Source organism: Aphanizomenon sp. UHCC 0183 (assembly GCF_009712065.1).
GTDB lineage: Bacteria > Cyanobacteriota > Cyanobacteriia > Cyanobacteriales > Nostocaceae > Dolichospermum > Dolichospermum heterosporum.
In genome coordinates this window covers 1-13,927 of the sequence record NZ_VILC01000107.1, presented here as the reverse complement: position 1 = coordinate 13,927, position 13,927 = coordinate 1, and the positions used below count along the sequence as shown (strand labels likewise).

General features: G+C 37.3%; 14 protein-coding genes. 9 read left to right on the top strand and 5 right to left on the bottom strand.

The window, feature by feature from the left end; genetic code table 11:
• Nucleotides 1–215 (bottom strand): hypothetical protein (locus FJR37_RS26600; protein ID WP_217355368.1); only part of this gene is annotated, 215 nt, incomplete at its 3' end.
• 110 nt (nt 216–325) lie between these two features.
• On the opposite strand from FJR37_RS26600, the gene FJR37_RS22895 reads away from it, so the two are divergent.
• Complete coding sequence (locus FJR37_RS22895; RefSeq protein WP_168467209.1) at nt 326–865, top strand: Tfp pilus assembly protein FimT/FimU; 540 nt, start codon at nt 326–328, stop codon at nt 863–865.
• A 278-nt stretch (nt 866–1,143) separates the two neighbouring features.
• Nucleotides 1,144–2,217 (top strand): M48 family metallopeptidase, encoded by a 1,074-nt coding sequence (locus FJR37_RS22890; protein WP_168467208.1) that lies wholly within the window; start codon nt 1,144–1,146, stop codon nt 2,215–2,217.
• Between the two features lie 685 nt (nt 2,218–2,902).
• Here FJR37_RS22890 and FJR37_RS22885 read toward each other — a convergent pair.
• Entirely contained in the window at nt 2,903–3,238 is a 336-nt protein-coding gene (locus FJR37_RS22885; RefSeq protein WP_168467207.1) for a hypothetical protein, read from the bottom strand.
• Nucleotides 3,239–3,951: 713 nt separating this feature from the next.
• On the opposite strand from FJR37_RS22885, the gene FJR37_RS22880 reads away from it, so the two are divergent.
• Nucleotides 3,952–4,557, top strand: a complete 606-nt coding sequence (locus FJR37_RS22880) for a triacylglycerol lipase (RefSeq protein WP_174763467.1) — start codon at nt 3,952–3,954, stop codon at nt 4,555–4,557.
• A gap of 8 nt (nt 4,558–4,565) precedes the next feature.
• Here the strand turns inward: FJR37_RS22880 and FJR37_RS22875 are convergent, their stop codons facing one another.
• Both FJR37_RS22875 and FJR37_RS22870 read right to left on the bottom strand, forming a co-directional pair.
• Complete coding sequence (locus tag FJR37_RS22875; RefSeq protein WP_338059024.1) at nt 4,566–5,432, bottom strand: 2OG-Fe(II) oxygenase; 867 nt, start codon at nt 5,430–5,432, stop codon at nt 4,566–4,568.
• 377 nt (nt 5,433–5,809) lie between these two features.
• On the bottom strand, nt 5,810–6,241 hold the full coding sequence (locus FJR37_RS22870) for a VOC family protein (protein WP_039203773.1): 432 nt from the start codon (nt 6,239–6,241) through the stop codon (nt 5,810–5,812).
• Nucleotides 6,242–6,538: 297 nt separating this feature from the next.
• On the opposite strand from FJR37_RS22870, the gene FJR37_RS22865 reads away from it, so the two are divergent.
• From FJR37_RS22865 to FJR37_RS22840, 6 genes are all read left to right on the top strand, one after another.
• A complete protein-coding gene (locus FJR37_RS22865; RefSeq protein WP_039203776.1) occupies nt 6,539–6,766 on the top strand; it encodes a hypothetical protein in 228 nt (75 codons plus the stop codon).
• Nucleotides 6,766–7,179, top strand: coding sequence for a PIN domain-containing protein (locus FJR37_RS22860; RefSeq protein WP_039203777.1), 414 nt, complete (start codon nt 6,766–6,768; stop codon nt 7,177–7,179). Before FJR37_RS22865 ends, FJR37_RS22860 begins: the two co-directional genes overlap by 1 nt.
• 62 nt (nt 7,180–7,241) lie before the next feature.
• Nucleotides 7,242–8,033: an Rpn family recombination-promoting nuclease/putative transposase gene (locus FJR37_RS22855; RefSeq protein WP_371416157.1), complete on the top strand. Its 792-nt coding sequence runs from the start codon at nt 7,242–7,244 to the stop codon at nt 8,031–8,033.
• Between the two features lie 73 nt (nt 8,034–8,106).
• Nucleotides 8,107–8,865, top strand: a complete 759-nt coding sequence (locus tag FJR37_RS22850) for a TIGR00297 family protein (RefSeq protein WP_168467206.1) — start codon at nt 8,107–8,109, stop codon at nt 8,863–8,865.
• 294 nt (nt 8,866–9,159) lie between these two features.
• A complete protein-coding gene (locus FJR37_RS22845; RefSeq protein WP_168467205.1) occupies nt 9,160–9,918 on the top strand; it encodes a peptidylprolyl isomerase in 759 nt (252 codons plus the stop codon).
• Between the two features lie 32 nt (nt 9,919–9,950).
• Entirely contained in the window at nt 9,951–12,560 is a 2,610-nt protein-coding gene (locus FJR37_RS22840) for a peptidase domain-containing ABC transporter (protein WP_039201713.1), read from the top strand.
• A gap of 43 nt (nt 12,561–12,603) precedes the next feature.
• Here FJR37_RS22840 and FJR37_RS22835 read toward each other — a convergent pair whose 3' ends face one another.
• Nucleotides 12,604–13,572, bottom strand: a complete 969-nt coding sequence (locus tag FJR37_RS22835) for an ROK family protein (protein WP_168467204.1) — start codon at nt 13,570–13,572, stop codon at nt 12,604–12,606.
• Between the last annotated feature and the right edge of the window lie 355 nt (nt 13,573–13,927).

The following is a 13,927-nucleotide window of genomic DNA, read 5'->3' as shown; positions in this document are numbered from 1 at the left end:
GGAATAATGGTGATTCCGTAACTTGTGTGTACACCGTAGCCGATGCTTTGGGGAGGGTTGGTGAGGCAATACTGGTCGGTTAAGGAAATGTAGGTTGGGTTGAGCGACAGCCAAACCCAACAAAATCCTTGATAATGTTGAGTTATGGCTGATGCCTCCGGCGATAGCGAAGCGCTGCTGCAAGCAGTTCGCAGGGATACGTAAACGTTCCCCAACCTACCTGATAATCACTTTTTAGGCTTAACCGAGCAGTATTGGTTGGGGAAGGGGAATTTTGTATCTGATTAGAGTGGGAAAGGCTATATAGTTATCTTGCTGGCAAATAATGATTTATTTATTAAATAGGCGATTTCAGGATGGGTTTACTTTAATAGAAATGATTGCGGTGGTGTTAATGATAGGGATATTATCAGCAATAGTTGCACCAAACTGGTTAGCGTTTATGAAAACTCGCAACTTAAATGTTGCCCAAGATCAAGTTTATCGAGCCATGCGTGAAGCCCAAAGCCAAGCCAGAAAGGAAAAGTTAACTTACCACGTTAGTTTTCGAGAACAAAATAATATTGTGCAATGGGCAATTCATCCGGCTACAATTAACTCATCTAATGCCCAATGGAACGACTTAGATGCTAGTGCGAAGTTGGATGAAAATGAATCCACATTAAACAAATTGTCTAATGGTGTAAGACGAGTCCAGTTTGATTACATAGGTAGTGTCCCCCTCAGCCAATTAGGCCGAATCACTCTATCTAGTAAGTCTGGTGGGCAAACAAAGCGCTGTGTTTTCATTTCCACCATACTAGGCGCAATGCGAACTGCTAAGGAAAATCCTAAACCTGATGGCGGAAACAGGTATTGTTATTGATTCAGCCAGATTCCCGACTTCTCTGAGAAGTCGGGGATGTATATCCTTTATTATACCCAACACGGCTTAATTATTTGATTCTCCAGGTAGGGGTTTTCGTGATTTTACAAAAGTCCATGTTCCAACCTTTTTGAGTATAAAAACTATTAAGTAGGTTGGCGTTGAAAATTGTCGTTATGGCAAGGCAAAAGGCAAGAGGCAAGAGGCAAGAGTGAAGAGGGTTTAGGCGATTTTACATTTCTTTACACAGTTTGGTTTTATTGTGTTCACCTACTTATATGCTTGATCAAGTTCTTAAAGCTTTTGAATGTAAAGATTATCAAACAGCAGCTAAATTACTTCAGAAACTACTGATAGAATCACCAGAAAATCCTTGGGTACAACTGTATTTTGGTAAGTTAAAAGAAGTTTCTCATCAATTTCCAGAAGCTGAAAAAGTATATCGTCAATTACTCCGCACCACGACTCATAGTAAAATTATTTCTCAAGCTCGTCAAGGTTTACAGCGATTAGAAGAAGTTAAACAAGAAGAAAAACAAAGAGCTATAGTTAAATCTATATCTGCACCTCATAACAATCAACTGGGAATATTAGTTTTAGAACCCATTCACAATGAACTCAAAACCAGTGCCGCCAGGAATTTTGCCCAAATTATGCAAGTAGACGTTTACACAGCAAGAATGATATTACCTAGCCAGAATTGGCGAGTTTATCGCATTGCTCAAGTCGGAGAATTAGCATTCTATGGAACACAATTACAACAGGCTGGTATTCCCTGTTTTTGGGTAAAAATTCCCCAAATTCAACAGATTCAAGTATTTCAAGTTAAACATTTATCAATAAATAAATCTCAAATCAACGTAGTTTGTCAAAATGAAGCAAATCAAACTGGTTCAATGAGATTTGATTTATCAGAAGTTACTAATAGAGTAATGGGACTTTTACCAATTTTTGAGCAAGTTGTAGATGTTAATGCTAGAGGTCAACTAGAACGGAAAACTAAAACTCAAGATTATGCTCAATTTTGTGATTTACATCTACCAAATAGACGGAGTATTTTGCGAATTTATGATCAAGGCTATGAATTTCAACAAGGTTTAGACTCTCAATCTCAAGCTAACCATAATACTATAAGAATAAACTGGAATAATCTAATGGTATGGATTGAGAAACAGTTACCTGAAGTTAAGGTGTGGTCAGATTTTCAACCCTTTGCACAAATAGTTATAGACCAAACGGACATCCTCAAACAAATCCCATCTCAGATTAATCTATTTCGTAGAGAACAAAGTAATTGGGATGCAGCTTTTCATTTATATAGTGGGATTATCTTTACTAAAAATGCTTCGTAGGGTGTTTTTAAAGTATTGGCGATTATAAATCGCTACTATAAGTAATTGGACAAAAATATTTACAGTCATTGCGAGCGAAGGGAAGCAATCACAACCCTTGGAATTGCTTCATTTCACTTCGTTCCATATGGCTAACGCCACGCAACGCTTACGCAATGACATTGTGTAACTAATTCTGTCTCACTACTTACAAACAAAGTCCACGCAGGTGGACTAATGCAAAATTAGTTTTATCTGTATATACTCAAAACGGTTTGATTGTTTGATTCTAAACGTAGGGGTAAAGCAAGAGCTTCATTGGTGTCAACTTAAGCTCAAATCCCTACCACATCTCGTTCCTAGTCTCTGACTAGGAATGCAGTTGATGAGGCTCTGCCTCTAATATCATTGAAGGCAGAGCCTTCTAGAATTCATTCCCAGTCAGAGCAGGGGAATGAGATGACTTGAGTTCTTTGCGGGATAGAGGTTTTACGTTAAGTTGACACCATTAAGCTTTTGCTTTACCCCTACACATCTGGGTTCTTTGTCATTAGACATCTCCGGTAAAGATTGTAGAGACGTTCCATGGAACGTCTCTACAGGGGTTTCATGTCACGCATATTTAATTTTCACCAGATGTCTATTTGGCAAAAGTTTAGATCTCACCCGTGTTTAGTATAGCCACGATTTATAATCGTTTTGATACTTATCCGGGAGTTTTAACTTGACTTGCCATATCTAAAAAGACATTCATATTTACGCCGGGACGACGACGGGGACTATTGGTAGGAATGAGATATTTGGTGGCAAAATTGGTTTCAGTGGGGACTGATATTTTAACTGGTTCGGGCTTAGTCACTTTTACTGCTGCCGGTGTAGCTTTTGGTTCAACTTTTGGTATAGGTTGTGCTGCTACTGTTGCTGGAGATTGAGTAACATTAGCTTCTTCCTTTAGTTCTAAGTAGTAGCTATTACCCTTATTGCTAAACAATCCAGTAATAAAACCCACAATACCCGCAATGATATTTTTGATAAAGCCCATAAAAAATGCTCCTGGTTTGAATAGTTGGGACTGTTACCGAAATTGTTAAAAATTACGGTGTAATATTACATTTGATGGCGTTATCTGCGGTCAATTGTTAAACCTCATGTTTGCTGATGAAAAGCCTATAATTACTACTGGCAAGTATTTGTAGGTCTTTTTTGTCGAAAACAGTTTTTAGTAAATAACGCAAATTAATTATTAAATTTTATTATAACTATAAGATTATGAGAATTTATTTCATAAATCTTAATAATCTAGATTCAGTCACAAAACTTTCATACATTGTATATCAATACTGCTCGGTTAAGCCTAAAAAGTCATCATCCGGTAAGTAATTGGACAAAAATATTTACAGTCATTGCAAGCGAAGGGAAGCAATCACAACCCTTGCGATTGCTTCATTTCACTTCGTTCCATTTGCAATGACATTGTGTAATTAATTCTGTCCCATTACTTAGGTTGGGTTGTGGAACGTAAACGTATCCCTGCGGGACACTGCGTGAACGCGGAACAATCGGAACGTCCACGCAGTGTGGCGTATCCCTGCGGTAGCGTGCCGGAGGCATCAGCCATAATCCAACCAAATCCTTGATAATGTTGGGTTTCGCTGTCGCTCAACCCAACCTACATTTCCTTAACCGATAAGTATTGCATTGTATATTTAAGATTGTAATATTGAGTTAAATTATTGACAATATTAACTAATTAAGATGATAGCAACAAAACAGCAAAATCCCGTTTTATTAGTGCATGGTATTAACGATACTGGGGCGGTTTTCAATAAAATGGCGTTTTCTCTGCGACAACAAGGGTTGTCTGTGCATACGGTGGATTTAATCCCTAATAATGGTTCTGAGGTTTTGGAGAAATTAGCCCAGCAGGTAGCTAATTATGTAAATGATACTTTTGCAACAGCGCAACCACTGGATATAGTGGGTTTTAGTATGGGAGGAATTGTCAGCCGCTATTATATTCAGCGGTTGGGGGGAATAAATAGAGTCCAGCGATTTATTACGATTTCTTCACCTCATTATGGAACTATAGTTGCTTATGGTACTTGGCTGGCTGGTGCTTTGCAAATGCGTCCTCATAGTGATTTTCTCAATGATTTAAATTCTGATGTCGAGATGTTAAAGCAGTTGAATTTTACATCTATTTGGACACCTTATGATTTAATGATTATCCCAACAGAAAGTTCACAACTTGGTATAGGCAAAGAAATAACTTTACCAGTGTTATTACATCCTTTAATGTTAACAGATTCTAGAACTTTATCAATAGTGGCAAAGATATTAACAAAATCAGTGAAATCATGAATTTTTCTTTACCAAAAAATACACTTCTTTTGTGATTCTGAAAGGTATTTACTCAATACAAGTAAATCCTTATATGGTAGAGTAGATGTACCATGTAATACTTGTTTATATCGGATAGTAGTGTAATCAAAAAATAGGGTAAATCTATCTGAAGTTATAGGTGGCTTACCTCGATGAAAAATACTAGCAGTATCGGCAATGATTACTGTACCAGCCATTCCTGTACATGATTTATAAATGGCTGAAGATATAATTTTTTGCATAATTTTATCTGGAATGTAACCAGATGTATATTTTAAAGTATGAGCTATTTCTGATGTTAAAGATTTGGAAATATATTGAAATGGTCCATGATTCTCACTAACATCATTTAAGTAGATGATAATCTTTAAAATTTTTCTATCCTCTTGATCTATATGCCATAGCCTTGAACCTGCTTCCAAGTTATTAGCAATATCTTGACGAAAATATACACCTTGATAAGCTACAGGTACACCAAGAAAATTTTCAATGATATTCAGTAACCGTTGTTCAACTCCCCATAAAAAAATTTTTGGATACTCCATTATTTGTTGTGGACTAGCATGAATAACAATTTCATGGGAGCGAGACAATACATTTTGTGATATTTGTGGCATGAGAATTTGTGCAGATTCAAGCAAATCAGGAGTAGATATAATTCCCAATTTGTCTAAAGTAGTAATCACAACTCCTTCTTTTTTGACAAGATCAACTAAATTAATATCCTCCGGTGAAATAATAGGCAGGTTATGAAGATTTTTCTCTACAGCTTTTTGATAGAAACAATCAGCTTGATATTTTGTGTATGGATGTTGATCAATTTTCCTTAATATTTTTTTCCAAATTTTTAGCAAAATTTTATCCATAAATTATATTATTAGAAATTAATTCCTAAATTATGAATATCCATGAATCTACTTGATATTAATATATATATATTTTATAATCGAAAAATCATACCAATGATACTTGTTATATATAAATTTATTTTTGTTCCTAATAGCTTATGATAAAAATAGTGAGAAGGAATACCTCAGTCACTATATCTTTACTATTATCATCTGTAATTCGTTATAAGTAGTGAGACAGAATTAATTACACAATGTCATTGCGTAAGCGTTGCGTGGCGTTAGCCATATGGAACGAAGTGAAATGAAGCAATTCCAAGGGTTGTGATTGCTTCCCTTCCCTCGCAATGACTGTAAATATTTTTGTCCAATTACTTAGACAGCTAATTTCTATCACCAATTTGGGTATGTTCAGCATTGCCAAAAATTGCTTCTGGATGACGATAATATTTAAATTCCATTAAGTTATAAAAAGGGTCTTCTAAGAAAAAAGTCCGATGCTCTAGAAGGGAATTGGTAAAGCGGTATTTGGGTTCTTCTCTAAATTTTAAATCTTTGTTGTTTGCCCTTTCTAGTAATTCTTGCCAATCTGCTGCTTGGGTGAAAATTAGTCCAAAGTGTCGGGGATAAATTGCTTTTTGAGGTGTGAGTATGTCTTTCGTTGTATGTGCTACTAATTGATGTCCATAGAGGTTGAGAATCAAAGCGTGGGGGTTTTCGCGTCCGGGAATGCAGCCTAAACCGTCAACATAATAGGCTTTGGTGTCGGGGATATTGGTGACGGGGAAGGCAAGATGGAATATGGGTTGGTTCATGGTGGGGGTGAGTTGGAGAATAAAAGTAGGATTTAGTTAATTTCTCTGTAGGTTGATTATCAATTATAGTAAAATAATCAATAATTTCGAGTTTGATGTTAAGTAGGTGAACAGAAAAATTGAAAGGTATGTGAAGAAAAGTAAAATCACTCAAAACTCTCTTCCTGTTCCCAGTTAAGAGTTCCCTGTTCCCTTGCCCCAACGACAATTTTTAACGCCCACCTACTTATGGGTAATGAGATATTTAGAGATCGTCTGAACCGCAAAATTGAGAAGATATATTGAGAGATGATTATTATGACGTTACATGAACTTCAGGATCAAGCACTGAGATTATCTGTTGAAGAACGTTTACAATTAATCAATGCCTTAACTCACTCGCTTATACCAAAAACATATTCAGCCGCAAAACCAAAAGGTTTAGCTGCAAGTTTAATTGGTATTGCCAAAACAGACACACCACCACCTACAGATGAAGAGGTGAAAGCTTTACTAGATGAAAGATTGGTGCAAAAATATTTATAATGAAAGTTCTATTTGATACAAATGTTTTATTAGACGCCTTGTTAGCGCGTGAACCTTTTGTAACTGATGCCGCATTTTTACTAGAAGCAGTTGAATTAGGACAAATTGAAGGATTTATTTCAGCGACAACAATAACAGATGTGCATTACTTGGTTGGACGACAGACTAAAAGTTCTGAAAATGCAATTACAGCAGTAATTAAATTGTTGGCATTAATGGAGGTTTGTGCGGTAGATCGCGGAGTGCTTGAGCAAGCTATAGAATTAAAATTAGCTGATTTTGAAGATGCGGTACAAGTAGCATCTGCGATTAAATGGGGATTGGAAGCAATTGTTACTCGTGATGCGAGTGGATTTGAAGGTTCACCAATTTTAGTGCTGTCACCTCAAGAACTAAAAAATCGGTTAATTTAACAATAGTTAGGTAGTGAGAAGTTTACGCAGCGAATCATTGTAAACTTACAGAAGTTCATACTCTGCTTCTGACCACAAATGAAGACAGACACCATATTTACACCCTCCTGCAAAATCTCCCCAGCGTTTTATTTGAACTGCTGGAAAAACCACCCCAACTAGCTACACACTACGAATTTTCATCAGTCGAAATCAAGGAACTAGCACGACGCATAGATGGTGTATTTCTACCCAAAGTTGAGTACCCAGAAGATCCGATTTATTTTGTTGAAGTTCAATTTCAAGATGATGATAACTTATACTGGCGGTTAATTACCGAAGTATTTCTGTATTTAAACCAGTATAAACCTGATAAAAAATGGCAAGCTGTAGTATTGTGGGCTAAACGGAGTCTTGATCCTGGAATACCCTTGACATATCAAAGTTCACTAGCTGCGGGACAAATTCATGTAGTTTATTTAGATGAATTAACTGATACATTATCTTCAATTGGTTTAGGAATTATTCAATTAGTAGTTGCGCCTGAAGATGAAGCAATACAAACAGCAAGAAGTTTAATTAATTTAGTACAACAAGCAGATGCGGCAAACAGTCGTTATCTTTTAGAATTAGTAGAAAGGATGCTAATTTATAAGTTTTCCACCTATACCCGTCAGGAGTTAGAAGCAATGTTTGGATTAACAGAATGGCAACAAACCAGATTTTATCAAGAAGTTAAGGAAGAAACTAAGTTAGAAGCAATTCCTCGTCTTTTGAAAATGGGTTTGAGTATAGAACAAATTGCCGAAGCACTGGAATTAAAAATTGAAGTAGTACAACAAGCAATAGAAAAGCAAGGGAGAAAGGAATCTTAATATGAATGTGGTAAAAGAGGATAAAATCATTTTATTAGCATAAAAATCTGAAAATACTCATAATTTATCACAGATGTTATCTTTAATAGATTCTATTAATCCCTGGTTAATGGGAGTAGGCTTAAATGCAATTTTACTAGGAATAGTCGCAATTATTCCCAAAAAATTGCTCACCCCGGCAGGTATACTTAATGCTGGATTATTAGGAGTAATCATTTGGGGAACACTAGGTTGGCAGGGATATCTAGTGGTGGTATTTTATTTTATTGTCGGTTCTGGGGTAACGCGCATTGGTATGGCAGAAAAAGAAGCCGCCGGAATTGCGGAAAAACGTGCCGGTGCAAGAGGTCCAGAAAACGTTTGGGGTTCAGCATTAATAGCGGCTTTATGTGCGTTGGGAGTATTGTTTTTACCTGATTTTAAATATTTGTTATGTTTGGGTTATGTTGCCAGTTTTAGCACTAAACTTTCTGATACTACAGCCAGTGAAGTTGGTAAAGCTTATGGTAAAAGCACCTTTTTAATTACGACACTACAACCAGTTCCCAGGGGGACAGAAGGGGCGGTAAGTTTAGAAGGGACTTTAGCTGGTATGGTAGCATCAATAGCGATCGCACTCATTGGTTGGGGAGTAAATTTAATTAATCCCCTTGGCATCTTATGGAGTGTCATAGCCGCATTTATCGCTACAAATTTAGAAAGTGTCATTGGTGCGACTTTGCAATCTAAATATAGTTGGCTGACCAATGAGGTTGTCAATATCTTTAATACCCTGATTGGTGCAACTGCGGCGATAATATTGGCATTAATTTACCAAAGTATCTTTGTTTAATTGTTGACTAAAATTACAATTTTCGTAGGTTGGGTTGACACAAGGAAACCCAACATTATTATTTTTGTTATACTGCTTACAGATTTGAAAATATTTATAATATAAAATTATTGAGTTCATTTTAAGAAATAGATCCCCGACTTCTCAAAGAAGTCGGGGATCTAGTAACTACTTATTAATTACATATTTAATTTATCGAATCTTTATTATTGCTAGATATAGTTTTCTACTGTTTTCCCCATTATTTAATGGAAAGTCTTATAGATGTTTTAGCATTATCCTGAGAATCACTTCATGGAATCTTCATCTTTTTTAACTGTAAATGATCAGGAAATTACCCTAGCTGAAGTAGTCAAATACTTACAAATATCTGGTAGACTAGGAAATTTCATGAGTGACGTACTGCGTCAGCACGTAATTGAAAAAGAAATTAGTGCTAGAACAGATATTGAGATTAGTTCCACCTTAATTGAACAGACAATTATTGATTTTCGTCTAAAAAATCAACTAACTGATGCCCAAAAATTTCAAGAATGGCTAATAGGCAATGGTACAGATTATACAACTTTTCATACATCTATTACCTTTAGCTTTCAGTTAGAGAAACTCAAAGAATTAGTCACAGAATCAAAATTACCAGAATACTTTATTGAAAAGAAAATTTACTTGGATAGAGTTATCCTGTCGCGGATTCTAGTTGACAGTCGGGAATTAGCAGAAGAACTACAAACTCAAGTTGAAGAAGGAAGTAGTTTTGAACAACTGGCAAGAGAGTATTCATTAGCCGATGAAAGAGTATTTAATGGCATGATGGGACCAATTAGTCGGGGGACGATACCAGACATATTACGTGCGGCTGTAGACTCAACCACCCCTGGAAAATTGATCAATCCCATAGAAATAGAAGGACGTTTTGCTTTATTTAGATTAGAACAAATTCTTCCAGCATCTTTAGAAGATACTCAATTACAACAATCACTAAAAAATGAGTTATTTGAGAAATGGCTAGGGGATAAGATTCAAAATCTGACAGTCAAAATTCAATTGCATTAAAACTTCTAAATAATCAATTTTAACGAATAAATGTGTTAAACAATTTACCCTGGAATGAACCGCCACTATCCTGGCTAAATGCTGAAGAACAAAACGAATTAAAACAGCAAGCAGAAATACATAACTACAAACTTGGCGAAAAAATTTGGTCACAAAAATTAGGTAGTGATGCTTTTGGCAAGCGAAACTATCAATTTTTTATTGCCGCTGGTAAAGTGCGTTTACGAGAGGAAGAAGAAAATAAAACTGTAGCTACTTTACAAGCAGGAGATTGGTTTGGCAACTGTCAACCATTATTTGCTGATTGTAAAGCTGTAGCTGCTAGTAAGGAAGTTATAGTTGTGTGTTGGAATTCGGCTTTGTGGAAAAAGGTTTTAAATCCTCAAGTTAATGAATTTTGGAATAATTCAGCAGAGGTAGAAGAGATTGAAACTATTTTACCAGTTCCTAATTCTCCCATTTCTTCACCTTCACATCCTGCGAAATGGGAACAACCCACAATTTCTAATTATCCCTTTGTGGGAAGTGGAAATACAGGTGCAGCTTGTTTAACAATGGTGGCGCAATATTTACAAAATCCTGTGCAATTAGAATGGGTACAACGTCAGTTGCGAGGACAAAAGCCGAAAAATCTGGTAGAAGCAGGGGAGAAATTAGGGTTAGTATTGCGGAAATTACAGGTTAATTGGTATGAATTACGCCAATTAACTTTTCCCGCCGTATTGTTGTGGAATCAAGGTAATCAGGAAGATAAAAATCCCCAATTTAATTGGGTTGTAGCTTATGGCATAAAAGGCAATTTTTTAATTATTGCCAATCCTCAAAATCCTGATTATATTTGTGAACATTTACCTCAATCTGTGGTGGATAATTGTTGGGATGGTACATTATGGCAAACTGAACTAATTTCCCAGCAAGAGAAATTTAATTTAGCTTGGTTTACTCCTGCGGTTTGGAAATATCGGGGTTTATTAGGTGAAGTTTTATTAGCTTCCTTTACCTTGCAATTATTGGGTTTAGCTTCTCCATTAATTACTCAAGTCATCATTGACAAAGTGATGGTACAGGAGAGTTTAGCTACTTTGGATGTGATGGCGATCGCCCTCTTGTTTGTGGCGACATTTGAATCTATCCTGGGTATGCTGCGGCTATTCATCTTTACCCACACAGCCCGGCGTTTAGACTTGAGTTTATCGGCTCAACTTTTTCGCCATTTAATGCGTTTACCCTTGGCTTATTTTGAGTCGCGGAGAGTGGGTGATACAGTTGCTAGAGTCCAAGAATTAGAACAAATTCGCCAATTTCTCACAGGTACAGCTTTAACCGTCATTCTTGACAGTATCTTCGCTGTAGTTTACCTGGGATTAATGTTTTATTACAACATTCCTCTAACATTTGTAGCCTTAGCTGTCTTACCATTATTTGCCACATTAACTATTATCGCCACACCGATTTTGCGAAATTGGCTAAATGAAACCTTTAACCGGAGTGCGGACAGTCAATCATTTTTAGTCGAGACAATCACTGGCATTCATTCTGTTAAAGCCCATGCCGCAGAACCAGTAGCGAGAGAACGGTGGGAAGGTTTATTTGCCCGCTTCATTCGTACCAGTTTTAAAGCTTCCACCACATCTAATATTAGTAGTAATATTGGTGACTTTCTCACTAACTTTTCTACCTTAATTATCCTGTGGTTTGGGGCAAAATTAGTAATTGATCATCAACTAACCATTGGTCAATTAATCGCGTTCCAAATGTTATCAGGAAGAGTGACAAGTCCCCTATTACGGTTAGTCCAGTTGTGGCAAAATCTCCAACAAGTGCTATTATCAGTAGATAGAATTGGTGATATTCTCAACGCTGCCCCAGAAACAGAAGCCGGCACAGGATTAGTATTACCACCCCTCAAAGGTGAAGTTGATTTTGACCAAGTTTTCTTTCGTTATCATGCCAACACCGAACCAGTATTAAAAGGCATCTCTTTTAACATTAAACCAGGACAATTTGTAGGCATTGTCGGCAGAAGTGGCTCAGGAAAAAGTACCCTTTCTAAACTTCTCCAAAGACTCTATCAAATTGAGTCAGGAAGAATTCTAATTGATGGATTTGATATCAAAAGTGCTGACTTAGCATCTTTAAGACAACAAATAGGGGTAGTTCTCCAAGAAGACTTTTTATTTAATGGTTCAATCTTGGAAAACATTACATTAGGCAATCCAGATATTACCTCCGAACAAGTTGTCGAAGCTGCCAGATTAGCAGTAGCACATGACTTCATTAGTCAACTACCTTACGGCTATGAAAACAACGTGGGAGAAAGAGGAACAGCATTATCTGGAGGGCAAAGACAACGTATAGCATTAGCCAGATTATTTCTAGCATCTGCACCAATTCTCATCTTAGATGAAGCCACCAGTGCCTTAGATAGTGAAACCGAACAACAAGTATTACAAAACCTCAAAAATGTTTCCTCTAACCGCACAGTATTCTTAATTGCCCACCGCTTTGCCCCCCTCAAACGAGCCGATTTAATATTAGTCATGGAAAAAGGAGTAATAGCCGAAAGAGGAACACATTTAGAACTCTTAAAACAAAAAGGGTTGTACTGGTCACTTTATCAAAGACAACAAGCGAATATTTAAGATATCTCTCCGCGTCTCTGCGCCTCTGCGTGAGAAAAAGAGTTTAATCCAAAACATTCAAACCCAAAGCCACAGCCCCCCATAAAGGTGCATCATCACCCAATAATGCCCGCACAACCTCAAAATTCACCTCTGGGAGTGCGGTTTCCCTAGCCACCTTTCGCACCACAGTCCAGAAATTATCCCCAGATTTGGTAACACCACCACCTAAAACAAACCGTTGGGGATTCATGAGGTTGGCGACATTACCAATACCGACCCCCAAAGCCCATGCACCCCTGTATAATACTTCTTGTGCTATTTCATCTCCGTTGGCTGCTGCGGTGCTGACGACTTTGCCTGTAAGTAAGTTGAGATCATTACCAGTCAAATACCTGAGTACGTCTCCTCTGATTTTACCGTTAGTGCTAGGTGGTTCTTTCTCCAACATTTCCCGCGCATTTTGCGCCATGTAGGGACCAGAAGCTAAACGTTCTACACATCCCCGTTTTCCACATAAGCATAATGGACCTCTAGGATCTACCACAATATGTCCAATTTCTCCCGCCATGCCTAATGCACCTCGCCAGGGCTTACCATCAAGTATCCAGCCTCCACCTACACCTGTACTAATGGTAATGTAAAATAGGCTATCATATCCTTGACCAGCCCCAAAGCGATGTTCACCAACAGCAGCAACGTTAGCATCATTATCTATACTGGTAGGTGCGTGATAATCTTCTTCAAGTATTTGTTTAAGGGGAACATTTTCCCAGCCAGGAACGTGATGAGATAAGCGGACTAAGCCTGTGGTGGCATCCACTGGACCACCAAAGCTGACACCAATGGCATCCGGCTTTCTTCCTTTTAGCACGGAATCAATGAGCGATCGCATGATTTCCAAATCAGTCAAAGCATCACCATTTGTAGGAGAAAATCGTGATTCATGATCCAACCACTCCTTACCACCAGCCTTAACTGTTGCTGCTGCCAATTTTGTCCCGCCAAAGTCTAGAGCTAAAATTAATGTCATATAATTAAAAATAGGGAGTTTACGAAACAACTATCAAGCATTCACCATTATTACTGAATAACAATTTTGCTGTAGTTCATTATGAAACCGTCTTCACTATTTGGATATAAAATATTTCTATAGGAATCCGGTTTGATTCCTGATAGCGAAGCGTGACGTTAGCCATATTTACTTGTGTGGTCAGGGAACTCTTAACTGGGAACAGGGAACAGGAAAGACAGAATTGATACCTACTGAGTCTTGTATGGCTACGCCACGCAAGCTATCAAAAATCAAATAGGAGTCCTATATATTGATCATGCTTATGTCCTATATGTAACCTAATTCATTACTAGGACTTACGCACGCTCACTAA

What these genes read in the sequence shown, in the direction of transcription:
- FJR37_RS22860 (WP_039203777.1), top strand. Translation starts at nt 6,766, where the DNA reads ATGAAAGTTCTATTTGATACAAATGTTTTATTAGACGCCTTGTTAGCG.
- FJR37_RS22895 (WP_168467209.1), top strand. Translation starts at nt 326, where the DNA reads ATGATTTATTTATTAAATAGGCGATTTCAGGATGGGTTTACTTTAATA.
- FJR37_RS22845 (WP_168467205.1), top strand. Translation starts at nt 9,160, where the DNA reads ATGGAATCTTCATCTTTTTTAACTGTAAATGATCAGGAAATTACCCTA.
- FJR37_RS22835 (WP_168467204.1), bottom strand. Translation starts at nt 13,572, where the DNA reads ATGACATTAATTTTAGCTCTAGACTTTGGCGGGACAAAATTGGCAGCA.
- FJR37_RS22880 (WP_174763467.1), top strand. Translation starts at nt 3,952, where the DNA reads ATGATAGCAACAAAACAGCAAAATCCCGTTTTATTAGTGCATGGTATT.
- FJR37_RS22870 (WP_039203773.1), bottom strand. Translation starts at nt 6,241, where the DNA reads ATGAACCAACCCATATTCCATCTTGCCTTCCCCGTCACCAATATCCCC.
- FJR37_RS22850 (WP_168467206.1), top strand. Translation starts at nt 8,107, where the DNA reads ATGTTATCTTTAATAGATTCTATTAATCCCTGGTTAATGGGAGTAGGC.
- FJR37_RS22865 (WP_039203776.1), top strand. Translation starts at nt 6,539, where the DNA reads ATGACGTTACATGAACTTCAGGATCAAGCACTGAGATTATCTGTTGAA.
- FJR37_RS22890 (WP_168467208.1), top strand. Translation starts at nt 1,144, where the DNA reads ATGCTTGATCAAGTTCTTAAAGCTTTTGAATGTAAAGATTATCAAACA.
- FJR37_RS22885 (WP_168467207.1), bottom strand. Translation starts at nt 3,238, where the DNA reads ATGGGCTTTATCAAAAATATCATTGCGGGTATTGTGGGTTTTATTACT.